The sequence below is a fragment of the Type-F symbiont of Plautia stali genome, assembly GCF_059731105.1.
Window position 1 is genome coordinate 3,869,874 of the sequence record NZ_AP035909.1, and the last position, 25,762, is coordinate 3,895,635.

Genomic DNA, 25,762 nt, shown 5'->3' on the forward strand with positions numbered 1-25,762 from the left:
AATAAGCCTGGCACATTTTTTGAAGGGCGAGACGATCAGTTTTTCAGGTGGCGACTGGCGAAGCGCACCGCCAGCGCGGCCGCCCCGGCTAAGGTAGAGAGCGCAACCACCCCATTCCAGCCCCAGTGCGCCAGCGCCAGGCTGCCCAGTGCCGCCCCGCTGGCCATACCGATAAACACCACGGTGAACAGCAGCGCATTGAGGCGACTGCGTGCTTCAGGTGCCAGGCCATAAACCAGCGTCTGGTGCGCGACCAGCGTGGCCTGCACGCCCAGATCAAAGCCAATGGTACAAATCACAATCAGCGCCAGCTGCGCCGGGACAGGCAGCACGGGCAGCAGGAACATCAGCGCAAAAGAGAGCGTCACCAGGGCGGCACCGGCCTGGGTGACCCGCGCCGGGCCGATGCGATCGGCAAAACTGCCCGCCAGCGGGGCCGCCATCGCCCCCGCCGCCCCGGCTAAGCCAAAGGCCCCGGCCACGGCGCTGTCCAGATGAAAGCGATCGCTGAGCATTAACGCCAGCGTCGACCAGAAGGCGCTGAACCCTACCGACAGCAGTCCCTGAGCCAGGGCGGCGCGGCGCAGCGTCTGGTGGTGACGCCACAGATGCACCAGCGACAGCAACAGGCGCGGATAGCTTACGGTGGTGCCCGGCGTAAAGCGTGGCAGCACCCGCCTGAGCGTCAGCGTAATCAGCAGCACCGACAGCGCCGCAATCAGATACATGGTGCGCCAGCCGAAATACTCTGCCACCACGCCACTGACGACCCGCGACAGCAGAATCCCCACCAGCAGGCCGGTCATCACCGTGCCGACCGTTTTACCCCGGCTGCGTTCCGGAGCCAGCGCCGCCGACGCCGGGACAATATCCTGCGCCACGGTGGCGGTCAGGCCGGTCACAAAGCTGGCGATCAGCAGCGCGCTGAGCCCCGCGGAAAAGCCACACAGCAGCAGTGCGGCGACCAGCAGCAGACCCTTGATAAAGATAATCGTGCGCCGGTCATGGCGATCGCCCAGCGGGGCCAGCAGCAGGATGCCCAGCGCATAGCCCGCCTGCGTCAGCATCGGCACCATGCCGACCGCGCCGATCCCCGCACTGAACTGCTTACTGATGATATCCAGCATTGGCTGACTGTAGTAAATCGAAGCCACGCTGAGCCCGGCCCCGGCGGCCAGGGTGAAGACCAGCGGAGCGGAGAGCGGTTCGTTTCGGGTTGGGTTTTCTATTGCTGACATGGTGTCATCCTCATCATTTCGTGCCGCTATTTAAGCGCATTGCGGTTATACGCGGTAGACTGACGTCAGGCAAAACCGTTATGCGTGGAGCGTATGAATCATTCCAGTGGCAGCGACCGCATCGAACTGATGCAGACTTTTATCCGTATTGTTGAGAGCGGCAGCCTCTCCGCCGCTGCAGCACAGCTCGGCACCACCCAGCCTACCGTCAGCCGGCGGCTGCAAATCCTGGAGCAGCGGCTCGGCCTGAAGCTCATTCTGCGCACGACCCATGCGCTGAAGCTCACCGATGATGGCGAACGCTGCTACGCCCAGGCGCGGCAGCTGCTGGCCACGTGGCATGCGCTGGAAGATGAGCTGACCGGGGCCAGTGACGAACCCATCGGCACGCTGCGGGTTCGCGCCCCGCACGCCTTTGGTCAGGATCAGCTGATCGATCCCCTGGTGGACTATCTGCACCGCTATCCCCGACTCAATATAGAGTGGATGCTGAATGACCGCACACCCGACTTCATCGCGGAGAATGTGGACTGTGCCATTCAGGTCGGCGCGCCCAGCGATCCGTCGGTCGTGGCGGTTCTGCTGGCAGAAGTGCCGCGTTTCGTGGTGGCGGCGCCGCGCCTGCTGGACCAGTTTCCGCCGATTGAGCGGGTGGAACAGCTGGGCGATCTGCCGTGGCTGGCGCTCACCAGCTTTTACCGTAATGAAGTGGCGTTGCAGAAAATAGATGACGGCCAGCCGCTGAACCTGCCGATTATGCCGCGGCTGAGCAGCGACAGCCTTTACGCCGTGCGTAAAGCGGCACTGGCCGGCATGGGGGCGGCGATTGTCTCATCGTGGGCGGTGCAGGAGGATCTGGCGGAGGGCAAACTGATTCAGCTGATGCCCGCGTGGCAGGCCCCGCCGCTGCCGGTGTGGCTGACCTATCCGTGGGCGAGTTACTACCCGGCCAGGCTGCAACACTTCTTTGCCATGATCAAAGAGGTGATGCCGCAGCTGACCGGCACCCGTCCGGCCTCACAACCGGCTCACTCAGACAGGGCGGAGTAACAACGGAGACAGCTAGCGGATTTGGGTAGAGAGACGCGGGAGGAGGAGGCAGAGCAGGCGCCCGCATTAGCGGCGCGCCGGAAAGGGAATGCGTTACTTTTTATCGTAGCGTGACAGCTTATCGAGCCAGCCCATGACAAAGGCGGAGAGCACGAAGGTCAGGTGGATAATCACGTACCACATCAGCTTATCATTATCGACGTTGCGCGCTTCCATAAACACCCGCAGCAGGTGAATCGAAGAGATGGCGACAATAGAGGCGGCCACTTTGTTCTTCAGTGAGCCGGAGTCCATCTTGCCCAGCCAGCTCAGCTTCTCTTTGTCTTCGTCGATATCGAGCTTCGAGATAAAGTTCTCATAGCCTGACAGCATCACCATCACCAGCAGACCGCCAACCAGCGTCATATCGACCAGCGACAGCAGCAGCAGGATCAGATCGTTTTCCGCAATGCTGAAAATGTTGGGCAGCAGGTGGACTATTTCCTGGAAAAATTTAATCGTCAGCGCCAGCAATCCCAGCGAAAGTCCAATGTAAACCGGGGCCAGCAACCAGCGCGATGCATACATCAGGTTTTCGGTAAAACGTTCCATACAATCCCACACGTAATCAGACAGGTCCGGGAGTATAACCGATTCACTGTGAAGTTATTTCAGCTCGTCGTCAGAAATTTCCGGAACCGGCGGCAGGGGAAGCGAGAGACGAAAGGCCGCGCCGCCTTCGGTCCGATTCTCCGCCCAGATCTGGCCGCCGTGGCTCTCAATGATGGTTTTACAGATCGCCAGCCCCAGCCCGACGCCCGGTACGGCAGACTCCTTATCACCGCGCGAAAACTTATCGAATATCCGGCTTAAGTCCCCTTCAGCGATGCCCGGCCCGCCATCCCAGACCGAGATCTCCAGCCGGTTTGCGGCACGCCACGCCCGGATGCCGCGCGGCGCACAGTTACCGGCATACTTCAGGCTGTTTTCAATCAGGTTAGTGAAGACCCGCTCCAGCAGTGTGCTGTCGCCTTTGATCAGCACGATATCGTCCGGCAGGTCGAGCTGCACCTCATGCCCTTTCAGCGACGGCGCCATGCTGCTCAGCGCCCCGCCAATCACCTCCTCCAGCGCCAGCCACTCTTCACGCAGATTGAGGCCGCCCGACTGAATGCGCGCCATATCCAGCATATTGCTGACCAGCCGGATGGTACTCAGCGTCTGCTCGCGGATCTGGCTGGCCTGCGGCACATATTTTGAGTTGTCGCTGGCCAGGTCGAGCATCAGCATTTCCGCCTGACCAAACAGCACAGTCAGCGGGGTGCGCAGATCGTGTGACAGGGCGGACAGCAGCGCATTGCGCAGCTGTTCCCGCTCCGCCGACAGCCGCGATGCCGCCTCGCTGTGCGACAGCGCCATCCGCTCCAGCGCGTTAGCAATCAGCACCGTGAAGGTTTCCACCAGCCGCTGCTGTTCAGGGATCATCAGCTGACGCAGATTCTGCGGCTCCACCACCAGCAGGCCCCGGCAGTGCGCGCCGCTTTTCAGCGGCAGGATCTGATAAGGCACCGCCGGTAACGTATCGGTGCCCGCTCCCGCCGGCTGGCCTTTGCTGTAGCTCCACTTCGCGATAGCGCGGTCCGGTTCGCTGGCCGGTAACGCCTCACCGACCGGCTGCAGTTCGCCCTGCTCATCCGGCAGCAGCAGCAGGCAGCGCGCCTGCAGGGTGGCATCCAGCACCCGCTGGCTGGTCGCCGCGATATCCTGAGGCGTTAAGGCGCTGCCCAGCGATTTCGCCATCTCATAGAGCTGTCGCGCACGCTGTTCACGGTAGCGTGCCACCCGCGCCTGATAGCGGACGCCCGCCGTGAGGTTGCCGACGATGACCCCGACCGCCAGCATCACACCAAAGGTGACCAGATATTGCAGGTCGGAGACCGCCACCGTGCCGGTGGGGGCCACAAAGAAGAGGTCGAAGGCGACGATATTCATCACCGTGGCGATCACCGACGGCCAGCGCCCGTAGCGCAGCGCCACGATCACCACCGCCAGCAGGTAGATCATCACGCAGTTGGCGGGATCGAAGTTGATCAGCACCGACTGCCCGGCGGCGGTAACGGCGATGCAGAGCACCAGCGCCATCATCACGCCACGCAGCTGAATCCGCCATTTATCGCTGGTCGGGCGGCCATCCGGCAGCGGATGCGGCGCATCCTTCAGCGGTTCATCCAGCGCCACCACCAGCAGGTCGAGATCCGGTCCCAGCTGGCCGAGCCGCTCGGCAAAACTGTCACGCCGCCAGCGCCGCAGCGGACGGCGGCCGGTGACGATTTTGCCCAGATTATGTTCACGCGCGTAGCCCAGCACCGCTTCGGCTTCATCCGGCTCGGAGAGGGTGGCGGTTTCCGCCCCCAGCTCCTGCGCCAGCTGCAGCGTGCGCAGAATCGCCCGCCGCCGTCCTTCCGGCAGCCGGTGAAGACGGGGCGTTTCGACATAGACCGCATGCCATTCACTGCCGAGCCGCGCCGCCAGCCGGGCGGCCGTGCGCACCAGCTTCTCACTGCCGCTGTCGTCGCCGATGCAGAGCAGAATGGCGTCGCGGGTGTGCCAGACGCGATCCCGCCCCTGCTGATCGCGCCAGGCGCGCATCTGGTCATCCACCCGATCGGCGGTGCGGCGCAGGGCCAGCTCACGCAGCGCGAACAGGTTACCTTTGCGGAAAAAGTTTTCGATGGCGCGCTCTGCCCGGTCACCAATGTAGACCTTGCCCTCTTTCAGCCGCTGACGCAGATCGTCGGGCGGCAGATCGACCAGCACCACCTCATCGGCGCTGTCGAAAAAGGGATCGGGCACGGTTTCGCGCACCTGAATGCCGGTGACGCCCCCGACCACATCGTTGAGGCTCTCAAGATGCTGCACGTTGACGGTGGTCAGCACGTCGATGCCCGCTTCAAGCAGCTCTTCGATGTCCTGCCAGCGCTTGGGATGGCGCGAGCCCTGCACGTTGGTGTGCGCCAGCTCATCCATCAGGATCACCGCCGGATGGCGAGCCAGTGCCGCATCGAGATCGAACTCCGCATGACGCGAGCGACCGGTCGCACGACGCGGCAACAGGGGTAATCCCGTCAGCAGCTGCGCGGTTTCCGGCCGTTCATGGGTCTCCACCACGCCGATCAGCACATCCAGACCCTGCGCGCGCAGCCGCTGCGCCTCCTGCAGCATGGCGTAGGTTTTGCCCACACCGGCACAGGCACCAAAGTAGATTTTCAGCTGACCGCGATGGGTTTCGCGGTTAGCCTGCAGCAGCGCGTCGGGATCGGGACGCTGGGGTTCGTGATTCATAGCTTCCTTAATGGCATAACAGAAACACCCTTACAGATCGTTGAGCGCCATATTGAGCTGCAGCACATTGACTGTCGGCGAGCCGAGGAATGGCGTCAGCGGACGATGCGTCTGCTGGTCGATCAGCGCCTCGACCTGCGCCAACGGCAGCTTCCGGCTGGCGGCGATGCGCGGTGCCTGCCACAACGCGGCGTCAGCCGAGATATCCGGGTCCAGCCCGCTGGCTGAGGTGGTGACCAGCTCAACCGGCACCGCGGCGGGTGCCTGCGGATTAGCAGCCCGCAGCGCCGCGACGCGCTCCGCGACGGCTTTGTCCAGCGCCGGGTTACTGGCTGCCAGATTGCTGCCCCCTGAGGCCAGCGGATTGTCGGGTTTGTCGCTGGTGGCTGAAGGGCGGCCCCAGAAATAACCGGGCTGCGTGAAGTTCTGACCAATCAGCGCGGATCCGCGCACCACGCCATCCTCCTCCAGCAGCGATCCATTCGCCTGCGCCGGAAACAGCCACTGCGCCAGGCTGGTCGTGAGGAAAGGATAAACCACGCCGGTGACCAGGGTAAGCAGTAACAACAGTAAAATTGCCGGACGTAACTGACTCATTTTTTGCTCCTCAGGCCATGCCTGATAACACTAACAGCAGATCGATAGCTTTGATGCCGACAAACGGCACCAGCAGGCCGCCCAGCCCATAAATCAACAGGTTGCGGCGCAGCAGCGCAGCGGCACTCAGTGGCCGGTAGCTGACGCCTTTCAGGGCCAGCGGGATCAGAAAGACAATCACCAGAGCGTTGAAGATCACCGCTGAGAGGATTGCGCTGGCGGGCGAGTGCAGCTGCATGACGTTGAGCATGTTGAGCTGCGGATAGGTCGCCGCAAACGCCGCCGGGATGATCGCAAAATATTTCGCCACGTCGTTGGCGATACTGAAGGTGGTCAGCGAACCGCGCGTCATCAGCATCTGTTTACCGATGTGCACCACTTCCAGCAGCTTGGTCGGGTTCGAGTCGAGGTCGACCATGTTGCCCGCCTCTTTCGCCGCCTGCGTACCGGAGTTCATCGCCACCGCCACATCGGCCTGTGCCAGCGCAGGCGCATCGTTGGTGCCGTCGCCGGTCATCGCGACCAGACGCCCTTCCGCCTGATACTGGCGGATCAGCGCCAGCTTCGCTTCCGGCGTCGCCTCAGAGAGAAAATCATCCACGCCCGCTTCCGCCGCAATCGCTGCCGCCGTCAGCGGGTTATCGCCGGTGATCATCACGGTTTTGATACCCATCTTGCGCAGCTCGGCAAAGCGCTCTTTAATGCCGCCTTTTACGATATCCTTCAGCGCCACCACGCCCAGCACGTTTGCGCCCTCGGCGACGACCAGCGGGGTGCCCCCGGTGCGCGCCACCTCTTCGACCTGAGCATTCACCTCGGCCGGGAAACGGCCATGACTGGCTTCGATGTGGCGACGCACCGCATCCACCGCCCCTTTACGGATCAGCCGGTCCTGCACGTTGACGCCGCTCATGCGGGTCTGCGCCGAGAAGGGAATAAAGGTAGCCCCCATGCTGCTGAGATCGCGTTCACGCAGGTTAAACTGCTGTTTAGCCAACACCACGATGCTGCGGCCCTCCGGCGTCTCATCGGCCAGCGACGCCAGCTGCGCCGCGTCGGCCAGCTGCTCCTCGCTGACGCCCGGCGCGGGCAGGAACTGCGTCGCCTGACGGTTACCCAGGGTGATGGTGCCGGTTTTATCCAGCATCAGCACATCCACATCGCCAGCGGCCTCAACGGCACGGCCGCTGGTGGCGATGACGTTAGCGCCCAGCATCCGGCTCATCCCCGCCACCCCAATTGCTGACAGCAGGCCACCAATCGTGGTCGGGATCAGACAGACCAGCAGCGCCACCAGCACCGTAACGCTGACCGGCGTTCCGCCCCAGGCCGAGAAAGGCCAGAGCGTCACGGTCGCCAGCAGGAAGACGATAGTCAGCGAAACCAGCAGGATGGTCAGGGCAATCTCGTTTGGCGTTTTGCGACGCTTCGCGCCTTCCACCATGGCGATCATCCGGTCGAGGAAGGTTTCACCCGGGTTGGCGCTGCAGGTGATCACCAGCCAGTCAGAGAGAATGCGGGTCCCGCCGGTCACGGAGGCAAAGTCCCCGCCCGACTCGCGGATCACCGGGGCGGACTCGCCGGTAATGGCGCTCTCATCCACCGAGGCCCCACCCTCCAGCACTTCACCGTCGCAGGGAATGATGTCGCCCGCTTCCACCAGCACCGCGTCGCCTTTGCGCAGCTGATCGGCGGCCACCTGCTGCCACTCTGCGCCATAGCGCGCCGCTGACAGTTTTTTGGCAAAGCTGGTCTTTTTCACCCCTTTCAGGCTGCTCGCCTGGGCCTTACTGCGCCCCTCTGCCAGCGCCTCCGCCAGATTGGCGAACAGCACGGTAAACCAGAGCCAGAGCGCAATCGCTCCGGTAAAACTGGCGCTGCCGTCGATCCGGCCCGCCAGCATCGCCAGCGCCAGCAGCGAGGTCAGGATGCTGCCGAGGTAGACCACAAACATCACCGGGTTACGGAACTGCACCCGGGGATCGAGCTTTTTCACCGCATCCCAGGCTGAGGTGCGCAGCAGCGCTGCGTCAAATAACGCCTGTTGTTGACGACTCATGAGGATTGTCCCTGAACAAGTTGCAGATGCTCAGCCACCGGGCCCAGCGCCAGAGCAGGAATAAAGGTCAGTGCGCCGACCAGCAGCACCGTACCGATCAGCAGTGCGATAAACAGCGGGCCGTGGGTAGGCAGCGTGCCATTGCCCACCGGCTGCACTTTTTTCGCCGCCATCGCCCCGGCAATCGCCATTACCGGAATGATGATGCCGAAGCGGCCCAGCAGCATGCAGACGGCCAGTAACAGGTTCCAGAACGGCGTGTTGGCGCTGAGTCCGGCAAAGGCACTGCCGTTGTTGTTGGCCGCGGATGAGACGGCGTAAAGCACTTCGCTAAAGCCGTGAATGCCCGGGTTTGCCATAGCGCTGCGTCCGGCGTCGGTCATCATCGCCAGAGCGGTGCCGATCAGCACCAGCGCCGGGGTGACCAGAATCGCCAGGGCGGTCATTTTCATCTCCCAGACATCGACTTTTTTACCCAGAAACTCCGGCGTGCGGCCAATCATCAGCCCGGCGATAAACACCGCCAGCAGCACAAACAGCAGCATGCCATAGAGGCCGGCTCCGACACCGCCGAACACCACTTCGCCCAGCTGCATCAGCCACATCGGCACCATCCCGCCCAGCGCGGTAAAGGAGTCGTGCATGGCATTGACCGCACCGCACGAGGCCGCCGTTGTGATCACGGCAAACAGGCTGCTGTTAAGAATGCCAAAGCGCGTCTCTTTGCCTTCCATATTGACGGCGCTGTCAGCCCCCAGCTGGAGGAAGTGCGGGTTGCCCTGCAGTTCGGCCCACATCACCACCGCCACCGCCGCCACAAACATCAGCGTCATCGCCCACAGCAGCATGTGGCCCTGACGACGGTCACGCACGCTTTCGCCAAACGCGAAGCAGAGCGCCGCCGGGATCAGGAAGATGCTCAGCATCTGCACGAAGTTGGTGAGCACATTCGGGTTTTCAAACGGATGGGCGGAGTTGGCGTTAAAGAAGCCGCCACCGTTGGTGCCCAGCATTTTGATCGCCTCCTGCGACGCCACCGGCCCCATCGACAGCGTCTGCTGCGCGCCTTCCAGCGTGGAGAGGCTGTGATAAGGCAGGACGTTCTGAATGCTGCCCTGACTGACAAAGAACAGCGCCATCAGCAGGCTGATGGGCAGTAAGACGTAGAGCGTGATGCGCGTCAGGTCGCGCCAGGCGTTGCCCAGCGTGGCGATGCTGCGATTCGCGAAGCCACGGATCAGGGCAAATGCCACCGCAATGCCGGTCGCGGCAGAGAGGAAGTTCTGCACCGTCAGGCCCACCATCTGACTGAAATAGCTCAGGGTGCTCTCACCGCTGTAGGACTGCCAGTTAGTGTTGGTAACAAAGCTGATGGCGGTGTTGAGCGCCAGATGCCAGCTCAGGTCAGGCAGCTGCTGTGGATTGAGCGGCAGCGCCCCCTGCATCAGCAGAATCGCCAGCAGCACGACAAAACCCAGCGCATTAAACAGCAGAATGGCCAGCAGATAGTGCGGCCAGCGCATGTCAGATTGCTGTGCCCCCAGCAGTCGCCACAGCGGCGCTTCAAGGCGGGCAAACACCGGCTTATCCGCCACTAACGACGCCAGACCCCGGCCGAGCGGCTGCGCCAGCACCATCAGCAGCAGCAGATAAACGGCGATAAGTAAGAAAGCATTGGCCGCCATCAGAAGGCCTCCGCATTTAACAGGGCATAGATCAGATAGCCCAGTAACAACACCACCAGCAGAATGCCGGTTATTACGCCCACGCTCACAGGAACCTCCAGAGGTTTGGATTTAGGGCATAGCTTGCGCGGAGGCGTATAAAGAAGGGGTTAAAATGCAGCGGGCGGGCGTAAAAATAGTGTAAAAATGGCGAAATATCAGGCGACTTCCAGCGCCCAGATACGATTAAGATCGACATTACCCCACAGCGTGCTGTCCTCTGCGCCGACAATGCTGTCAGTGCAGAAACTGTCGCCAAGGTCGAGCTCCTCCGGTTTAACTTCGCGCTGGGCGTGCAGCGACCAGAACACATGCACACAGGGACGCATCAGCGACTTTTCACCCGCTCTGACCACCAGCGCCACCCGGCCGGAGGCGAGACGCACCAGCGATCCCACCGGATAGATGCCGATGGTACGCACAAAGGTGTGCAGCAGGCCGGGGTCAAAATGGCCGCGCCAGCTCAGCATCTGATGCATCGCTTCAGCAGGCGTCCAGCCGTTGCGATAGGCACGGGTTGAGGTCACAGCATCATAGACGTCACACACCGCCGCCATGCGGGCATAGAGCGAAATCGCCTCCCCTTTCAGGCCGTGCGGGTAGCCGCTGCCATCATATTTCTCATGATGATGCAGGGCGATATCCAGCAGATCGTCATCGGCGTCAGCTTCTATCAGCATCTGCGTGCCAACCACCGGATGCTCGCGCATCACCCTGAACTCTTCGTCAGTCAGCTTGCCGGCTTTGTTGAGGATCGCCAGCGGCACGGCCGCTTTACCGACATCATGCAGTAAACCGCCCATGCCCACCCGCCGCAGCTGCTGGTCGTTCAGCCCGAGTGTTTTACCCAGCGCAATCATCAGCCCGCAGACCGCCATGGAGTGCAGGTAGGTATAGTCATCATGATTCTTCAGCCGCGCCACGCTCAGCATGGCGGAAGGTTCACGCGTGATCGATCCGGCGATTTCATCCACCAGATTCATCATATAATCGAGCTTCAGGCCGTTACCCAGCCGCGCTTCGTTGAACATCGCCAGGACTTTCGGTTTGCCCTGCTGGAAGATCTGCTGGGCCTGATCGAGTTCCTGAAAAAAGGGGGTACGACCAATGGTTTTTTTCGCGACCACGGTGGCGATCGGGGCCTGCACTGAACGATCGAGATCGATCCAGAGCTGGCGGATCCCTTCACTGCGTAACAGGGCAATTTGTCGTGGATCGGCGATCAGCATCTCATTACGAATGCGCTGGTCTTTGATCCACCAGACTTCCAGCTTGTGGATAAACATCCCCGGGCGCAGTTCATCAATGGTAATCAGCTTTATCACGCTATCACTCCTTAAGCTCAGCGAGGGAGATAAGGTGATATCGGCAGCTGGACAAATTTTCTTCAGGCTGTTTTGTGCGGCGGCGGCGTTCAGGGGAGTGGTCAGAGGAGAGGTGATTGTCCTCAAACAGAACGACAGATCAATGCCCGGATTCGTACCAGGCAGATCAAAACGCGTAATCATTCAGGTCAGATTTAGCACTTCCACACAGGCGCCGGATGGTTAAGCCTGCCCTCCTATTCTTAACGAATGGCATAATTGTAAGGGTGAATTCTTAGAAAAATTATGTATCCATAACAATTAAGAATGCATCACACACCACGTATTTTTTGCAAGAATTGAGTAGGATTACTTCGATTTATCACGCAGATCTCTTGAATATAATTGGTACTAAAAGGATATTCTTAACCCTGTTTTGAACGGCGGAGAATGGAAGCATGGCACATAACCTGGCCCCCGGATATTGCGTGGTGGAACACCCTGGAACACTGGAATATCAGGCGCGAGAGCTATTCAGAGATATCCGTTCACCGGCTACCAGTCTGTTTATGACACTTAATGCGGATACACCCTATCTCAAACCTGGACAAATCCTCATTGTGGCTGATCCTGACACGCCGGATTCGCTTACAAGGCAGATGCTGGCAACCCTCCGGCAGGCTAAGAATAAGACCAATTCAGCATTCGTTGGTGTAAACGGCGATGATGCCAGTTTTATGCAAAAACATTATGGAATAATCGCTGCGTTGACAGGTGCCGGAGACAAGATCTTCAGCACTGCGGGGGATGCAGGTGAAAAATATTTTAATGCTATCGAACAGATCCTGAGAAAAATCGAGGCCAGCTATCAGAATCAATATCGCACGCAGGGATCGTTAATCGGCCAGCAGTTCTTCGTTGAACGTAATCAGTTACTGCATCAGCTAAAAGAACTGGTTAATAAGCCGCTGTTAAAATCCCTTGCGAGATATACCATTAAATTCAGACAATATGAAAACATGAAGCGCGCATTAAATCTTTCCAGCCGTTCGATTGTCCACGAGTGGTCCACCGCTGGTATAGGAGGCATTCCGGGATATTCATACTATGTCGGCAATGCGGCCAGAGCGGCGCGTTTTTTAAAGATGGGTGGACTTATCGGTATTGGATTTGCCTTTGCAGGAACGACTAATGATGTGGTTGATGCCTGCAGCAAAGGGCGTGAAGGAGAATGTGGAAATATTGCTGTCAAAGATTATTCAAAATTTGCCCTTGCCACAGGTGGTGGAATGCTCGGAGGTGTATGGGGTAGTTCTGTTGCGCTGGCTGGTTGTGCAGCTATTGGAATAGCGACAGCAGGGGCAGGTGGTGTTGCATGCGCAGTTGTAGGATCTGTTGCTGGTGGATATGCTGTCGGCTCAGGCGTAGATGCTATATTTAAGAAAGTAATAGAATATTATGATAACTAACGCATTACTGGCTGATACAGCGTTATTTTTTGGTGGGCTGGGCTGCTGCCTTCTGGTGCTGTCGCTTGTTCTGTTTTTGATCAAAAGACAGGATTATTATGGTCTTGTTTCCTCTTATCGGGAAAAATATACCTTGCCTGGCCCCTGCGCCTTTTATTACACGATGGGATTTTTCGGCGTGTTTCCGCTTTTACGATTTTTCATAAAATTAAGCCAAAGAAAGAAAATACGATTTATTTCCCTTAACGATCCCGGTTATGCCTTTTTTGATGACAAAAAACATCAGATTCATTCCTGGATGAAACTTTATTCGCTGCTGTGGTTTGCCGCTACGGCATGTTATATCCTGTTCGCTGTTTTTGGTCTGCTTTTGCCTTAAAGCCCGTGCTGGCGTCAGCGTAACTCCCTGCGCAGCGCCTGCCGGGGAAGGCACAGCAGACAGAGGCTCCGAAAAGTGGTTAATCATTTTATAATGACAAATAAAATAATAGCGGAAATGGGACTCTTTTTTGCATTATCAGGCAGTGCAATGATATTGCTTTCTTTAATTGTTTATCTCTTAAAAAGAGAAGAATATTATTATCTGATAGCACGATATAAAGAAAAATATCTTTTTCCTGCTCCGGCCTCGTTTCATCATATGACGGGATTTTTTGGTGCCATTATAGTGATACGCTTTTTTATCAGGCTATCGCATAAAAAAAGAATCTTATTTATGCGTCATGATGATCCTGCCTGCTCTTTCTTCGATGAACCTGATGTAAACCTCCAGGCCTGGATGATGTTTTTCTATTACCTGTGGGTTACCGCGACGGCGTTTTTTGTTGCTGCCGGAATGTTGAGTCTGCTGCTGCCTTAATTCAGACAGGGCGCTGCACAAAAGCGCGAAAACCCTGTCTCTCTGCCGCAGTGCGCGCAGCAATAACGCCACGCTTTTCCGGCAAAGTGTGGCGGCGCCAGCAAGAGTGAAAAGAGGCGGTTGTCAAAGCTGGCTCTCCTTCATAAGCTGCAAATGATCTTATTTGTCCATTCTCAAAATAAATGAAAAATCCATTCCATCCGGTTAACCTCGGGAGTCCGCAATGAAAAAATGTGCATGGGCAATTCTCTGTCTGCTCGCTCTTTCCACGTCGGCGCTGGCAGAGAAAATTGGCGTGTCGATGGCCTATTTCGACCAGAACTTTCTCACCCTTATCCGCCAGGCGATCGACAAGGAGGCAAAAGCGCAAAAGCTGGATGCGCAGTTTGAAGATGCGCGCGGCGATGTGGGTCGTCAGACCGATCAGGTGCAGAGCTTTATCAGCGCCGGAGTGGATGCGATTATCGTCGATCCGGTCGACTCCGCCAGCACCCCTGCCCTGACCCGCCTGGCGCAGCAGGCTCACATTCCGCTGGTTTACGTTAACCGCACGCCGGGCGATAAAACCCTGCCTCCGGGCGTGGTGTTTGTCGGCTCAGATGAGCGCGAATCGGGCACGCTGCAGATGGAGGCGCTGGCAAAACAGGCCGGCTATCGTGGCCGGGTCGCCATTATGATCGGTAATCTTAGCGATGCGGGTGCGTTGCAGCGCACCCGGGATGTGGAGCAGGTGGTCGCAAAGTATCCCGGGATGAAAGTGGTGCTGAAACAGACCGCCAACTATGCGCGCAACGAGGGAATGGATTTAATGCTTAGCTGGCTGTCGAACGGCGAAGATATCGATATTGTCGCCGCCAACAACGATGAAATGGCGATTGGTGCCACTATGGCGATCGCGCAGGCGAAGCCGAAGAAAACCATTCTGGTAGGCGGTATTGATGCCACGCCGGATGGCCTGAAAGCGCTGGCGAGCGGCAAACTGGCGGTCACGGTTTTCCAGGATGCCGTGGGTCAGGGCAGAAAATCGGTTGAGGTGGCGCAGCAGATGATTAAAGGCCAGAAGGTAGCGTCCCATCAGTGGATCCCGTTTGAGCTGGTCACGCAGCAGAATATGCAGCAATACAGCACGAAGAATCCGTGACGCAGACTGGCGCGGCCGCGTGACCGCGCCATTTATTACGCGTCGTTCAGCAGCTTCGCCATCATCACGACATCGCGCAGCTGCCCGTCACGCAGGGCAGCCTGGCGCTTCATTCCTTCCCGTTCAAAGCCCAGCCGCTGGTAGAGCCGCAGCGCCCGTTCGTTGTCGTGAAACACCTCCAGCTCCATCCGGGTGATCCCCAGCCAGTTGCGGGCATAGTTCATCGCGGTGCGGATCAGGCGCTCGCCGACGCCGCGTCCGGCAAAGTCAGGATGTATCCCCAGCCCAAAGCTGATGCAGTGGCGGGTGCGCGGCTTACTGTCGACGAACAGCGTCAGCTCACCGGCCAGCACGCCGTCGATTTCGGCGACAAACGCAACAAAACCCTCTGCATCCATCCTGGCGAATTTTTTCTCCCAGAGGGCGACGCTGGGAAACGGCAGTTGCAGTGTCCAGGGGTAAACATCGGGGTGACTGTAAAGCCGCTGATAGGCGGCAGCATCCTGCGGTTCCCGTGCCCGTATGACAATTTCCATATTTTCTCCTGTTAGCCGGATGGGGTTCATGCACTAAGCTGTAGCTCTTTACCGGATGAAAAGAGCCTCGCTATGTTGTATCGCCGTTTTGAGCGTTTTATCAATATTTTTCATGACGCGCCGACCGATTCACCGCCCTCCACGGTCTGGCCCTTTTACCTCTACTATCTGCGCCAGGTCTGGCCCAGTTTTGCGGCGCTGCTGCTGGTAGGCCTGGTCTCCGCGCTGATCGAGGTGTCGCTGTTTGGCTATCTGAGCCGCCTCATTGATATGGTCAATCACGCCACGCCCGCCACGCTGTTCCGGGATAACTGGCCGCTGCTGCTCTGGATGGGGGCGGTGGCGCTGATTCTGCGGCCGATCTTTATCGGCCTGCACGACATGCTGGTGCACCAGAGTATCAGCCCGAGCATGACCAGTATGATCCGCTGGCAGCACCACAACTACGTGCTGCGTCAGAGTCTCAATTTCTTTCAGAATGATTTCGCCGGTCGTATCGCCCAGCGCATCATGCAGACCGGCAATTCACTGCGCGACTCGGCGGTGCAGCTGGTGGATGCCATCTGGCATGTCCTGATCTACGCCGTGACCTCGCTGATCCTGTTTGCCGATGCCGACTGGCGGCTGATGATCCCGCTGATCCTCTGGATGGTGGCCTACAGCGCCTCACTGCGTTTCTTTGTGCCGCGCGTCAAGGCGCGTTCGGTGGTCTCCTCAGAAGCACGCTCTAAGCTGATGGGCACCATCGTTGACGGCTATACCAATATCGCCACCATCAAGCTGTTCGCCCACAGCGATCTGGAACGTCAGTATGCGCGCGAGGCCATTCAGGAGCAGACCGATAAAACCCAGCACGCCAGCCGCATGGTCACCAGCATGGATCTGACGCTGTCAGCGCTGAACGGCCTGCTGATTGTCTCCACCTCCGGGCTGGCGCTCTGGCTATGGAGCCAGTCGCTGATTAGCGTCGGGGCGATTGCCCTGGCGACCGGTCTGGTGATCCGCCTGGTGAACATGTCCGGCTGGATCATGTGGGTCGTCAACGGCATCTTTGAAAATATCGGCATGGTGCAGGATGGCCTGAACACCATCGCCCAGCCGCTGAGCGTGCAGGATGCGCCGCAGGCGAAGCAGCTGAAGGTGACGCGCGGCCAGATTCGCTATGAAGATGTGCGCTTCGACTATGGTGGCGGTCGTCAGGTCATCAACCACCTTAACCTCACCATTCAGCCCGGCGAGAAGATTGGTCTGATTGGTCCTTCGGGTGCCGGCAAATCGACGCTGGTCAACCTGCTGCTGCGGCTCTATGACCTGAACGGTGGCCGGATTGTGATCGACGATCAGGATATCGCCAGCGTGACGCAGGAGAGCCTCCGCAGCCAGATTGGCATGATCACCCAGGACACCTCGCTGCTGCACCGTTCAATCCGCGAAAACCTGCTGTATGGCCGTCCCGACGCCAGTGAAGAGGCGCTCCAGCTTGCGATCCGCCGCGCCCGCGCCGACGAGTTTATTCCCCTGCTCTCCGACCCGCAGGGCCGCACCGGCCTGGACGCCCACGTGGGCGAACGCGGGGTGAAGCTGTCGGGCGGTCAGCGTCAGCGTGTGGCGATCGCCCGCGTGCTGCTGAAAGATGCCCCGATTCTGATCATGGATGAGGCTACCTCGGCGCTCGACTCAGAAGTGGAAGCCGCGATTCAGGAGAGTCTGGAGTCGCTGATGCAGGGTAAAACCGTCATCGCCATCGCGCACCGCCTGTCGACCATCGCGAAGATGGACCGGCTGGTGGTGCTGGATAAGGGCGGCATCGCCGAGATGGGCAGCCATCAGGAACTGCTGGCGCAAAACGGCCTCTATGCCCGGCTGTGGCAGCATCAGACCGGGGGGTTTGTCGGCGTCGATTAATCGCCACGCCGATAGGGTAAGGCGTCGCGCGCTTCTTCCGCCCAGCCGCGCACGCCTTCCCGCTCCTGCTGCAGAAAATCGGCGACAGCATCGCGCAGGCCGGGATGCAGCAGATAGTGCCAGGAGTGGGTGATCTGCGGCTCAAAGCCGCGCACCAGCTTGTGCTCACCCTGCGCACCCGCATCAAACCGCGCCAGCCCTTCATCCAGAGCCAGATCCATCCCCTGATAGAAACAGGTTTCGAAGTGCAGCCGGTCAAACTCCGCCAGACAGCCCCAGTAGCGGCCATAGAGCGTGTTGCTGTCGCGCAGATAAAAGGCCATCGCCGCCGGTTGCTGCTGTAAGCGGGCGATCACCACCACAATATTCTGCGGCATCCGCTCCGCCAGCAGGCTGAAGAAATCCCGCGTCAGGTAGGGGCGCTGGCCGCGCACCGCATAGGTGTTGGCGTAACAGGTATAGACAAAATCCCACTGATCTTCCCGCAGCTGATGGCCCGGATAGCGGTCAAATTCGAAGCCGCTCTGCGCCACCTGTTCACGCTCTTTGCGCAGCTGTTTGCGCTTGCGCGACATCAGCGTATCGAGGAAATCCTGAAAATCACGGTAGCCCCGGTTGTGCCAGTGATACTGACAGCCGAGCCGCGACAGCCAGTCGGGCTGCTCAGCCAGCAGGGTATTGGCTTGCGCGTCGGTAAAGTTGATGTGCGCGCCGCTTAAGCCCTGCTGCAACAGGTGCTCAGGCAGGGCCGCCAGCAGGTGTGCGGCAGCAGAGGGATCACCCAGCAGACGGGCACCGCTGACGGGGCTGAAGGGAATCGCCCCCAGCCACTTCGGGTAGTAGCGAATCCCGGCGCGCTGGCTGGCATCCGCCCAGGCGTGATCAAAGACATACTCGCCCTGGGAATGGCGTTTGCGGTAGCCCGGCAGCGCGGCGCGGGTCACGCCATTTTCCTGCCACAGCAGATGATCAGGCTGCCAGCCCGATGCAGGCCGCACGCTGCCGCTCTCTTCTAACGTGAGCAGAAAGGCGTGGCGCAGAAACGGCTGGTCATCCGGCAACAGGGCATCCCACTCAGCGGCGGGAATCGCCGTCAGCGAGTTCAGGTGAATCAGCGACATGAATTACTCCAGACAACGGCGGGCAGAGATGCAGTCAAGCAGGTTTTGCGCGTCAGCGAAAGGGCTAAGGCACGCAAAGTGAAGGCTGCATCCGCTGAGCACAGCCCCTATACTGCGACTTTATCCCACAGGACATCGCCATGGATCGACTCGATTGTGACCGGATGTTTGTCACGGTGCTGGAAACCGGCAGCTTTTCTGCGGCGGCATTACGTCTCGGCACCAGCAGCAGTCAGGCGTCAAAGCTGGTATCGAAGCTGGAGCAGCAGCTCGGCGTGCAGCTGTTTAAGCGCAGCACCCGCGCCCTGTCGCCGACCGATGTCGGGCGCGCCTATTACGAACGGGTCAAACACCTGCTCGACGCGTTTGAGACGCTGGATGCCAGCGTGCGCGAAAGCGCCATGACGCCGACCGGCCGGCTGAAAATCAGCGCGCCCGGCTCCTTTGGCACGGCGGTGCTCTCTCAGGTGCTGGTCGCCTTTGCCCGCCGCTATCCGCTGATTGAGCTGGACGTCAGCTTTTCAGATCGGGCCGTGAACATCGTCGATGAAGGATTTGATATGGCGATCCGCATCGGCAACCTGAGCGACAGCAGCCTGGTGGCGCGCAGGCTGGGCGAGGTTCACGTGCGCTTCGCCGCCTCACCGGCCTATCTTGAACAGTTCGGCACCCCGCAGCACTGGCAGGAGATCGCTCAGCATCAGTGCATTATCGACACCAATTTTCGCGATTCCCGGCACTGGCCGTTTGCCGGTTCCGACGGTGAGGTCGTGACCGTGCCTGTGCAGGGCCGTCTGCGCTTCGCCAACACCGAAGCCTGTCTGCAGGCGGCTATCGCGGGCCTGGGCATCGCGCGCCTGCCCGGATTTATCGCGGCCCCTGCGCTGCAACGCGGTGATATCGTCCGGCTGCTGGAGAACTTCGAGACGCCGCCACTGGGTCTGTTTGCGGTTTATCCGCCCGCCCGCCATCTGCCCCACCGGGCGCGCCTGCTTATCGACTTCCTGGTCACCCATTTCATTCATTTTCCACCCGTCTGATTTCTTCCAATATGGAAGAAATGATTGTCTTCAGGACCGGATTATCAGCCTTTTAGTCATCAGTTATGCTGCTTCTCATCTCAACAGAGGAGTCGCACAATGTTAGTAGAAGGCAAGTGGAGTAGTGACTGGCATCCGGTGCAGGCTACCGATAAACAGGGCGGTTTCGTCCGCCAGACATCCGGTTTCCGCGACTTCATCAGCAGCGATGGCTCAACGCCATTCCCGGCAGAGCCCGACCGCTACCATCTCTATGTGGCGCTGATCTGCCCATGGGCATCACGTGCGCTGATCGCCCGCAGGCTCAAAGGGCTGGAGTCGCTCGTCGGCGTCACGGTGGTGGAGCCGCAGCTCGGTGCTCAGGGCTGGCGCTTCGGTGATTTTCCTGGCGCGCAGCAGGACCCGCTGAATAACGCGCAGTACCTGCATGAGATCTATACCCGCGTGGCACCCGATTACACGGGCCGGGCCACCGTGCCGGTGCTGTGGGACAAGAAAACCGGCACCATTGTCAGCAACGAGTCGGCAGACATCGTGCGCATGTTCAACAGCGGCTTTGGCGATCTGGCCGATAACCGCATCGACCTCTATCCCGCCGCGCTGCGCGCTGAGATTGATGCGCTCAATGAGAGCCTCTATCCGCGCCTGAATAACGGGGTTTACCGCGCCGGATTTGCCACGACCGCCATCAGCTATCAGCAGGCGTTTAACGACGTCTTCAGCCAGCTGGATGAGCTGGAGGCGCTGCTGAGCGATGGCCGCACGTTTCTGCTGGGGGAACGGCTGACCGAAACCGACATTCGCCTGTTTGTGACCCTGATCCGCTTTGACGTGGCCTATCACGGCCTGTTCAAATGCAACCTGCGCCGCTTACGCGACTATACGCTGCTCAACCGCTATCTTAAGAGCATGCTGTCGGTCTCCGGCGTGCGTGAGACGGTCAACATCGATCACATCAAACAGGGTTACTACTCGATCAAAGCGCTCAACCCGAACGGCATCGTGCCGGCGGGCCCGGATATGAGCGAATACGGTTTTTAAAGGAGCAATGATGGCAAAGGCACTGGTGATTTTTCTGCATGGCGTGGGGAGTAACGGCGATGACCTGGCCCCGCTGGGCCACCACTGGGCGACATTGTTGCCGGATGTGATTTTTGCCGCGCCCAATGCGCCTGAACGTTTTGCCGCAGGGTTTGGCTGGCAGTGGTTCAGCCTGACCGACGTGACGCCAGAAAATCGGCCAGGCCGGGTGCGGGCAGCACGCGCCGCGTTTGACGCAACCCTGAACGCTATCGTTGAGCAGCATGGCTTCGCCGACCGCTGGCAGGATGTGGTGCTGGTCGGCTTTTCACAGGGGTCGATTATGGCGCTGGACGCGCTCGCCTCGGGCCGTTATCCGCTGGCAGGCGTGGTTGCCTTTTCCGGTCGTCTGGCCGTTGAGGGGCAATTAACTCCGCAGGCTCATGTGCCCGCGCTGCTGATCCACGGCCAGGCCGATGAGGTGATCCCGTGGCAGGAGAGCGAATCGGCCGCGACACGACTCAGAGCCGCCGGGGTGCCGGTCGACGCGCGCTTTGAACCGGCCACCGGCCACACCATTTCAGGCCCGGGCGCGATGCACGCCGCCGCCTTTATCGGACAGTGCCTGCAGGATTAACGCCGGTAGCGGTCTAACGCCTGCCAGGCCTGCGCCGCCGCCACCTCAGGCGGCAGGCGTTTCAGTCTGTCATTGAAGACTTCAATACCCAGCGGCCCCTGATAGCCTGCGCTTTTGAGCTTATCGACAAAGCGATCCACGTCGATAATGCCGTCGCCAGGCAGCAGACGCTGATGCTTCGCCATCGCCATCAGGCTCTGTTTGTCCTGAGCCGGAACGGCGGCCATATCACACAGCTGCACCTCATAAATGCGGTCGGCCGGAATGCCATCCAGATGGGCGGCGTCGCCCCCGCGCGCGCAGATATGGAACAGGTCAACCACCAGACCGATATTCGGCTGGTCGAGCCGCTGCAACCGCTGCCACGCCAGCGGCAGCGTGTTATCCACACTGCACCAGGCCATCGGCTCGTACATAATGCGCATGTTGTAGCGCGCGGCTTCAGAGGCCATCCAGCGCAGGTCATCATCGATCAGTTCGGCACAGCAATCTTCCCGGGTGCTGGCCGGAGCCTGAAGGGTATCGCAGCCCAGCGCCTGGGCGATCTGAATAAACTGACGCAGCTCTTCGCGCTTCTGTGCGCGCAGTGCCATGGGTGCGCCGGTGAAATCGCGCAGCACCTGGAGGTTGGTAAAGCCGGGTCCCTGCCGGGCCGCGATCTCAGCCAGCGCCGCCGCACCGCCCTCGCACGCCTCAACATCCTCGCGCCAGATCTCCACCTGATCGAAACCGGCGTCACGCGCCGCCTGGAGTTTCTGGCCGGGTTCACCGTTTAACAACACCAGGTTAAGGAAGGTGGGGTTGGTTCGCATTGCTCGGCTCCTTAATCGTCCGGAATAATCGGTGATGTTCAGGTCATGCCCCCGGTGAGAGACGGGCGTGACCTGAACCCCTCTGTTTCTCTGGCGCACAGGGGCCGGTTAACCGGCTCAGCCCAGCAGCGTCACCAGCGCAAAACCGGCAAACGCCATCAGCAGTGAACCGATCACATGGACCAGCGCGCTGGCCATCGCCCAGAGATACTTACCTGATTGTAGCAACACCATTAATTCTGCCGTGAAGGAGGAGAAAGTGGTCAGTCCGCCGCACAGGCCGGTGACGATCAGCAGTTTCCAGATCGGGTCGATGTCGGGGTGGCGAACAAACCAGGCCATCGCACCGCCAATCACCAGCCCGCCGATCAGATTCACCAGCAGCGTGCCGGGTGGCAGATTGGGAAAGAGCGCATTAAAGCGCATCGCGAACAGCCAGCGCAGCACACAGCCGGCCGAGCCGCCGATCATCACCGCCAGTAACGGTTTCAACATAACTTGCTCCTGATTGCAGATTAACGCCGGGCTGAGAGGAGAGGCAGAGATAAACTGCGCCTGACGCCTCAGCTCCCGCGAAAGGATTGAGTGTCAGGCGTCATCAGCCGGTGTTAAGCCCACCGGCGGTTGGGAAAGGTGGCACGCCATCACCTTGAGCCGGTGATAATACGACGCCCGTTTCAGGCTGGCAACCTTGCGCCGGGAAACCGGCCCGGCTGGCGTAAATGCTTGACGCCCACGCTGCGGGCGGGGTAATGCTGAGGGATGAGAGTCGGTGACGGAGAGGCGATGCGAACCCTGATTTTTGATACTGATATCGGCGTGGATGATGCTTTTGCGCTGGCTTATGCGGCGCGCACCCAGCATCTGCTGGGCATTACCACCGTTTTCGGCAACGTGGCGGTGGGTCAGGCGGTGAAAAATGCCCGGCTGTTCTGCCAGAAGATGGCGATCGACGCAGAGGTTTATCGCGGCTGCGCGCGGCCGCTGGCCCAGGCCCCGTCGGCCCCCGCCACCCTGCACGGTCAGGACGGGCTGGGTGATGCGTTTGAAAACAGCTGTAGCGATCAGGCCCCCGGCGCAGTGCAGTTTATTATCGACAGCGTGCGGGCACAGCCGCATCAGATCACCCTGGTGGCGATCGGTCCGCTGACCAACATCGCCTCGGCCATTAATCAGGCACCCGACATCATTCCGCTGGTGAAAGAGCTGGTGATCATGGGCGGTGCGTTCGGCACCGGGGGACACAGTGGCAACGTGACGCCCTTCAGCGAATTTAATATCTGGAAAGATCCGCATGCTGCCGATCAGGTGCTCACCTCGGCGCTGAATGTGGTGGTGATCCCGCTGGATGTTACCCACAAGGTCCTGATCACCGGCGAAGAGGTTCAGCGGCTGAATCAGCCGGTGCTGAGCGCCATCTGTCGCCCTTACCTGGCTTACAGTCTGGCGAAAGAGGGATTTAACGGCATGGCGCTGCACGACACCCTGGCGGTGGCATGGCTCAGTCTGCCAGAGGCGTTTACCCTGGCCGAAAGCCCGCTGCGGGCGATCACCGAAGGGATCGCCTGCGGTCAGACTGTGCGCAGGCTGAGCGCACTGGCCTCCCGGCAGGACCCGTTTGCCGGTCTGCCCGCCCAGCGCATCGCGCTCGGCGTGGATGCTGACGCGGTGCGGGCGCACTTCTTTAACACCCTCACCGCGCCCTGACGCGCTGGCTGGCCGCGTTACCGGTCGAAATGAATCACGCCTTTGATCAGTTCGCGATTGTTGATGACCTGCGGTTCAAAGGTTTCATCCAGCGTGGAGAACGCCAGAGAGTGATTCAGCATCATACTGGCGCGCAGCTGACCGCTGGCCATCAGGGAGCAGACCCGATCAAAATCTTCGCGGGTAGCGTTCCGGCTCCCGAGCAGGGTGGCCTCTTTTTTGTGAAACTCACTGTCCGGGATCACCAGATCGCCTTTGTGCAGGCCGACATAGACGACCGTGCCGCCGTGCCGTATCAGGCTGACCGCATTGTTCATGGCCGCCGGGCTGCCGGTGGCGTCGATCACTTTCAGCGGCAGCCGCCCGCCCGATTGCTCGCGCAGCGCCGCATCGAATGCCGCGTCTGCCGGGTTCAGCGCCACCAGGCCAAGCTGGTCAGCGACATGCTGACGACGAAATGCGCTGGTGTCCGTCACGATCACCTGCGCGCCGCTGGCAGCGGCAATGGCAGCCACACCCAGGCCAATCGGCCCCGCCCCCACCACCAGCACCTGCTCATCAGCGGTCACGCCAGCCCGACGCACCGCATGCGCGCTGATGGCAAACGGCTCAATCAGCGCAGCCGCCTCCGGTGTCACTTCATCCACCGCCAGCAGCGTGCTGACCGGCACGCTTAAGTAGTCGCTGAATCCCCCATCCTGATGGACGCCAATCACGGAGATCTGCTCACAGCAGTTGGTTTTACCGCTCTGGCAGGCGTCGCAGTGCAGGCAGGCGATGTAGGGCATAAGCGCCACCCGCTGGCCCGGCTGAACACCTTCAGCACCACGGCCCAGCGCGACCACCTCCGCACAGATTTCATGGCCCAGCACCCGGGGATAGCTGAAAAAGGGCTGATTGCCGGACCAGGCGTGAATATCTGTTCCGCAGATCCCGGCGGTGAGAATTTTAATCAGCGCCTCGCCCGCGGCGGGCGCTGGCCTGTCGCGGGTGGCCCAGACCATTCTGCGTGGTTCAGCGATGACCAGTGCTTTCATTGTTGTCATGGTGAGTCTCCGGTTGTCCTGCAGGCAGTTATGCCGAATCCGGCAGCGGACGCGGGTCTCGCTTGCCGGAAGTGTGAAGCACCACGGTTTTTTTGGGCTCTGAATGGTTTTTAATGCATAAAAAACCGGAGAGTGCGATGAGCCGCAGCCAGAATTTGCGTCAGAACGTGGTTAACCAGATGCTGGAAAGTATTGCTCAGCGCCATATTCGCTCCCCGCTGCCGCCACAGGCGGCGCTGGCGGAGATGTTCAATATCAGCCGGACCACGGTGCGCCATACCCTGCACTACCTGCACCAGTGCGGCGTACTGGATAAGGTTGAACAGACCTGGGTTATCGTGCGCGAGCCGCGCGAAGAGGACAGTTTCAGCGCCGTCACGCCGCCGATTGAGCAGCAGGCCAGCCACGTAGAGCAGATGTTTTTTAATCTGATTAACCAGCGGCAGCTGGTGCCGGGTGACACGTTCAGCGAACTGCAGCTGGCGCAGCAGGTGAAGGTCAGTCCGGTCGTGGTGCGTGAATTTCTGCTGCGTTTTATGCGCTATGACCTGCTGGAGCCGGTTAAACGCGGCCAGTGGCGGATGAAGAAATTCACCCAGGACTACGCGGAGAAGCTGTTTGAACTGCGCGAGATGCTGGAAACCCACGCCCTGAGCCGCTTCCTGAATCTGCCCGCCAGTGATGAGCGCTGGGTTCAGGCGCGGGATCTGCTGGATCGCCATCGATCGATGCGCGACACCATCGCCAGCAACTATCGCCACTTTGCCGCGCTGGATCGGCAGATGCATTCCCTGATCTTATCCGCCGCCAGCAATCCGTTCTTTAATCAGTCGCTGGAGATCATCTCGGTGATCTTTCATTCGCACTATCAGTGGGATGAGAGCGATCTTAAGCAGCGCAATATCGTGGCGCTGGAGGAGCATATGGCGATTCTGACCGCGCTGATTGGCCGTCAGGATGTCGACGCGCTCTGCGCCCTGCACAACCATCTGGCCACCGCAAAAACCTCCATGGTGCGATCAATCAGCCAGTACAATTAAAAACCGATTAAAAACCACAAAGCATTAGCTCCCGCACGCTTCAGAAACATCTTTGCAACATCCTTTTCCCTTTGCTCTTAGTCTCGACGGTAACGTCACGGCGGCCTTTTGCCGCTGCGCGCAGACCCTTCTCACC

General features: G+C 59.8%; 24 protein-coding genes and 1 riboswitch. Of the genes, 11 read left to right on the forward strand and 13 right to left on the reverse strand.

Annotated elements, in window-relative coordinates:
• Positions 1-35 precede the first annotated feature (35 nt).
• Entirely contained in the window at positions 36-1,238 is a 1,203-nt protein-coding gene (locus tag AC6I7A_RS18480) for an MFS transporter (protein WP_009087904.1), read from the reverse strand.
• 93 nt (positions 1,239-1,331) lie between these two features.
• Between AC6I7A_RS18480 and AC6I7A_RS18485 the strand changes: the two genes are divergently transcribed.
• Positions 1,332-2,288: a LysR family transcriptional regulator gene (locus AC6I7A_RS18485; protein ID WP_058956930.1), complete on the forward strand. Its 957-nt coding sequence runs from the start codon at positions 1,332-1,334 to the stop codon at positions 2,286-2,288.
• A gap of 93 nt (positions 2,289-2,381) precedes the next feature.
• Here AC6I7A_RS18485 and AC6I7A_RS18490 read toward each other — a convergent pair whose 3' ends face one another.
• The 7 genes from AC6I7A_RS18490 to AC6I7A_RS18520 all read right to left on the reverse strand — a co-directional run bounded on the left by AC6I7A_RS18490 (position 2,382) and on the right by AC6I7A_RS18520 (position 11,314).
• On the reverse strand, positions 2,382-2,879 hold the full coding sequence (locus tag AC6I7A_RS18490; protein ID WP_009087908.1) for a TIGR00645 family protein: 498 nt from the start codon (positions 2,877-2,879) through the stop codon (positions 2,382-2,384).
• 54 nt (positions 2,880-2,933) lie between these two features.
• Positions 2,934-5,609, reverse strand: a complete 2,676-nt coding sequence (gene kdpD / locus AC6I7A_RS18495) for a two-component system sensor histidine kinase KdpD (RefSeq protein ID WP_058956929.1) — start codon at positions 5,607-5,609, stop codon at positions 2,934-2,936.
• Positions 5,610-5,639: 30 nt separating this feature from the next.
• Positions 5,640-6,206 carry a potassium-transporting ATPase subunit KdpC gene (kdpC, locus tag AC6I7A_RS18500; RefSeq protein WP_058956928.1) on the reverse strand — a complete coding sequence of 189 codons (567 nt, stop codon included), beginning with the start codon at positions 6,204-6,206 and terminating at the stop codon, positions 5,640-5,642.
• Between the two features lie 10 nt (positions 6,207-6,216).
• Entirely contained in the window at positions 6,217-8,265 is a 2,049-nt protein-coding gene (gene kdpB / locus AC6I7A_RS18505; RefSeq protein ID WP_058956927.1) for a potassium-transporting ATPase subunit KdpB, read from the reverse strand.
• Entirely contained in the window at positions 8,262-9,950 is a 1,689-nt protein-coding gene (kdpA, locus tag AC6I7A_RS18510; RefSeq protein WP_058956926.1) for a potassium-transporting ATPase subunit KdpA, read from the reverse strand. Before kdpA ends, kdpB begins: the two co-directional genes overlap by 4 nt.
• Positions 9,950-10,039 carry a K(+)-transporting ATPase subunit F gene (gene kdpF, locus AC6I7A_RS18515; protein ID WP_009087918.1) on the reverse strand — a complete coding sequence of 30 codons (90 nt, stop codon included), beginning with the start codon at positions 10,037-10,039 and terminating at the stop codon, positions 9,950-9,952. The genes kdpA and kdpF overlap by 1 nt, the downstream gene beginning before the upstream one ends.
• Positions 10,040-10,147: 108 nt before the next feature.
• The gene (locus AC6I7A_RS18520; protein ID WP_009087920.1) at positions 10,148-11,314 is read right to left on the reverse strand and encodes an HD-GYP domain-containing protein; all 1,167 of its coding nucleotides are present in this window, start codon (positions 11,312-11,314) and stop codon (positions 10,148-10,150) included.
• 437 nt (positions 11,315-11,751) lie between these two features.
• On the opposite strand from AC6I7A_RS18520, the gene AC6I7A_RS18525 reads away from it, so the two are divergent.
• The 4 genes from AC6I7A_RS18525 to AC6I7A_RS18540 all read left to right on the forward strand — a co-directional run bounded on the left by AC6I7A_RS18525 (position 11,752) and on the right by AC6I7A_RS18540 (position 14,762).
• The gene (locus AC6I7A_RS18525) at positions 11,752-12,762 is read left to right on the forward strand and encodes a hypothetical protein (protein ID WP_058956924.1); all 1,011 of its coding nucleotides are present in this window, start codon (positions 11,752-11,754) and stop codon (positions 12,760-12,762) included.
• A complete protein-coding gene (locus tag AC6I7A_RS18530; RefSeq protein WP_058956923.1) occupies positions 12,752-13,141 on the forward strand; it encodes a hypothetical protein in 390 nt (129 codons plus the stop codon). Before AC6I7A_RS18525 ends, AC6I7A_RS18530 begins: the two co-directional genes overlap by 11 nt.
• A 93-nt stretch (positions 13,142-13,234) precedes the next feature.
• Positions 13,235-13,621, forward strand: a complete 387-nt coding sequence (locus AC6I7A_RS18535) for a hypothetical protein (RefSeq protein ID WP_230200826.1) — start codon at positions 13,235-13,237, stop codon at positions 13,619-13,621.
• 223 nt (positions 13,622-13,844) lie between these two features.
• A complete protein-coding gene (locus tag AC6I7A_RS18540) occupies positions 13,845-14,762 on the forward strand; it encodes a sugar ABC transporter substrate-binding protein (protein WP_058956922.1) in 918 nt (305 codons plus the stop codon).
• Positions 14,763-14,797: 35 nt separating this feature from the next.
• Here the strand turns inward: AC6I7A_RS18540 and AC6I7A_RS18545 are convergent, their stop codons facing one another.
• On the reverse strand, positions 14,798-15,298 hold the full coding sequence (locus tag AC6I7A_RS18545) for a GNAT family N-acetyltransferase (RefSeq protein WP_058956921.1): 501 nt from the start codon (positions 15,296-15,298) through the stop codon (positions 14,798-14,800).
• A gap of 72 nt (positions 15,299-15,370) precedes the next feature.
• Between AC6I7A_RS18545 and AC6I7A_RS18550 the strand changes: the two genes are divergently transcribed.
• A complete protein-coding gene (locus tag AC6I7A_RS18550) occupies positions 15,371-17,203 on the forward strand; it encodes an ABC transporter ATP-binding protein (protein ID WP_009087928.1) in 1,833 nt (610 codons plus the stop codon).
• On the opposite strand, the gene AC6I7A_RS18555 is transcribed toward AC6I7A_RS18550, so the two are convergent.
• Complete coding sequence (locus AC6I7A_RS18555) at positions 17,200-18,324, reverse strand: GNAT family N-acetyltransferase (RefSeq protein ID WP_046100792.1); 1,125 nt, start codon at positions 18,322-18,324, stop codon at positions 17,200-17,202. The two genes, AC6I7A_RS18550 and AC6I7A_RS18555, sit on opposite strands and share 4 nt — an antisense overlap.
• 140 nt (positions 18,325-18,464) lie before the next feature.
• Between AC6I7A_RS18555 and AC6I7A_RS18560 the strand changes: the two genes are divergently transcribed.
• The 3 genes from AC6I7A_RS18560 (at position 18,465) to AC6I7A_RS18570 (ending at position 21,021) form a co-directional block, all read left to right on the forward strand.
• On the forward strand, positions 18,465-19,364 hold the full coding sequence (locus AC6I7A_RS18560; protein WP_058956920.1) for a LysR family transcriptional regulator: 900 nt from the start codon (positions 18,465-18,467) through the stop codon (positions 19,362-19,364).
• 99 nt (positions 19,365-19,463) lie between these two features.
• Positions 19,464-20,405 (forward strand): glutathione S-transferase family protein, encoded by a 942-nt coding sequence (locus AC6I7A_RS18565; RefSeq protein ID WP_046100793.1) that lies wholly within the window; start codon positions 19,464-19,466, stop codon positions 20,403-20,405.
• 10 nt (positions 20,406-20,415) lie between these two features.
• Complete coding sequence (locus AC6I7A_RS18570; protein ID WP_009087936.1) at positions 20,416-21,021, forward strand: alpha/beta hydrolase; 606 nt, start codon at positions 20,416-20,418, stop codon at positions 21,019-21,021.
• Here the strand turns inward: AC6I7A_RS18570 and AC6I7A_RS18575 are convergent.
• Together AC6I7A_RS18575 and crcB are read right to left on the reverse strand one after the other, a co-directional pair.
• Positions 21,018-21,833: a sugar phosphate isomerase/epimerase family protein gene (locus AC6I7A_RS18575; protein ID WP_058956919.1), complete on the reverse strand. Its 816-nt coding sequence runs from the start codon at positions 21,831-21,833 to the stop codon at positions 21,018-21,020. The two genes, AC6I7A_RS18570 and AC6I7A_RS18575, sit on opposite strands and share 4 nt — an antisense overlap.
• A 117-nt stretch (positions 21,834-21,950) precedes the next feature.
• Positions 21,951-22,328, reverse strand: coding sequence for a fluoride efflux transporter CrcB (gene crcB, locus AC6I7A_RS18580; RefSeq protein WP_009087940.1), 378 nt, complete (start codon positions 22,326-22,328; stop codon positions 21,951-21,953).
• A gap of 87 nt (positions 22,329-22,415) precedes the next feature.
• Positions 22,416-22,491, reverse strand: a riboswitch (Fluoride riboswitch).
• 128 nt (positions 22,492-22,619) lie between these two features.
• Here crcB and AC6I7A_RS18585 point away from each other — a divergent pair.
• Complete coding sequence (locus AC6I7A_RS18585; protein ID WP_058956918.1) at positions 22,620-23,540, forward strand: nucleoside hydrolase; 921 nt, start codon at positions 22,620-22,622, stop codon at positions 23,538-23,540.
• Positions 23,541-23,557: 17 nt separating this feature from the next.
• On the opposite strand, the gene AC6I7A_RS18590 is transcribed toward AC6I7A_RS18585, so the two are convergent.
• Positions 23,558-24,586, reverse strand: coding sequence for a zinc-binding alcohol dehydrogenase family protein (locus AC6I7A_RS18590; RefSeq protein WP_058956917.1), 1,029 nt, complete (start codon positions 24,584-24,586; stop codon positions 23,558-23,560).
• A gap of 137 nt (positions 24,587-24,723) precedes the next feature.
• On the opposite strand from AC6I7A_RS18590, the gene AC6I7A_RS18595 reads away from it, so the two are divergent.
• Positions 24,724-25,626 (forward strand): GntR family transcriptional regulator, encoded by a 903-nt coding sequence (locus tag AC6I7A_RS18595; protein ID WP_009087945.1) that lies wholly within the window; start codon positions 24,724-24,726, stop codon positions 25,624-25,626.
• The last annotated feature ends 136 nt before the right edge of the window (positions 25,627-25,762 follow it).

Bases quoted from the DNA above. Each gene is read 5' to 3' on its own strand.
- AC6I7A_RS18480 (WP_009087904.1), bottom strand. From the start codon at position 1,238: ATGTCAGCAATAGAAAACCCAACCCGAAACGAACCGCTCTCCGCTCCG.
- AC6I7A_RS18485 (WP_058956930.1), top strand. From the start codon at position 1,332: ATGAATCATTCCAGTGGCAGCGACCGCATCGAACTGATGCAGACTTTT.
- AC6I7A_RS18490 (WP_009087908.1), bottom strand. From the start codon at position 2,879: ATGGAACGTTTTACCGAAAACCTGATGTATGCATCGCGCTGGTTGCTG.
- kdpD (WP_058956929.1), bottom strand. From the start codon at position 5,609: ATGAATCACGAACCCCAGCGTCCCGATCCCGACGCGCTGCTGCAGGCT.
- kdpC (WP_058956928.1), bottom strand. From the start codon at position 6,206: ATGAGTCAGTTACGTCCGGCAATTTTACTGTTGTTACTGCTTACCCTG.
- kdpB (WP_058956927.1), bottom strand. From the start codon at position 8,265: ATGAGTCGTCAACAACAGGCGTTATTTGACGCAGCGCTGCTGCGCACC.
- kdpA (WP_058956926.1), bottom strand. From the start codon at position 9,950: ATGGCGGCCAATGCTTTCTTACTTATCGCCGTTTATCTGCTGCTGCTG.
- AC6I7A_RS18525 (WP_058956924.1), top strand. From the start codon at position 11,752: ATGGCACATAACCTGGCCCCCGGATATTGCGTGGTGGAACACCCTGGA.
- AC6I7A_RS18530 (WP_058956923.1), top strand. From the start codon at position 12,752: ATGATAACTAACGCATTACTGGCTGATACAGCGTTATTTTTTGGTGGG.
- AC6I7A_RS18535 (WP_230200826.1), top strand. From the start codon at position 13,235: ATGACAAATAAAATAATAGCGGAAATGGGACTCTTTTTTGCATTATCA.
- AC6I7A_RS18540 (WP_058956922.1), top strand. From the start codon at position 13,845: ATGAAAAAATGTGCATGGGCAATTCTCTGTCTGCTCGCTCTTTCCACG.
- AC6I7A_RS18545 (WP_058956921.1), bottom strand. From the start codon at position 15,298: ATGGAAATTGTCATACGGGCACGGGAACCGCAGGATGCTGCCGCCTAT.
- AC6I7A_RS18550 (WP_009087928.1), top strand. From the start codon at position 15,371: ATGTTGTATCGCCGTTTTGAGCGTTTTATCAATATTTTTCATGACGCG.
- AC6I7A_RS18555 (WP_046100792.1), bottom strand. From the start codon at position 18,324: ATGTCGCTGATTCACCTGAACTCGCTGACGGCGATTCCCGCCGCTGAG.
- AC6I7A_RS18560 (WP_058956920.1), top strand. From the start codon at position 18,465: ATGGATCGACTCGATTGTGACCGGATGTTTGTCACGGTGCTGGAAACC.
- AC6I7A_RS18565 (WP_046100793.1), top strand. From the start codon at position 19,464: ATGTTAGTAGAAGGCAAGTGGAGTAGTGACTGGCATCCGGTGCAGGCT.
- AC6I7A_RS18570 (WP_009087936.1), top strand. From the start codon at position 20,416: ATGGCAAAGGCACTGGTGATTTTTCTGCATGGCGTGGGGAGTAACGGC.
- AC6I7A_RS18575 (WP_058956919.1), bottom strand. From the start codon at position 21,833: ATGCGAACCAACCCCACCTTCCTTAACCTGGTGTTGTTAAACGGTGAA.
- crcB (WP_009087940.1), bottom strand. From the start codon at position 22,328: ATGTTGAAACCGTTACTGGCGGTGATGATCGGCGGCTCGGCCGGCTGT.
- AC6I7A_RS18585 (WP_058956918.1), top strand. From the start codon at position 22,620: ATGCGAACCCTGATTTTTGATACTGATATCGGCGTGGATGATGCTTTT.
- AC6I7A_RS18590 (WP_058956917.1), bottom strand. From the start codon at position 24,586: ATGACAACAATGAAAGCACTGGTCATCGCTGAACCACGCAGAATGGTC.
- AC6I7A_RS18595 (WP_009087945.1), top strand. From the start codon at position 24,724: ATGAGCCGCAGCCAGAATTTGCGTCAGAACGTGGTTAACCAGATGCTG.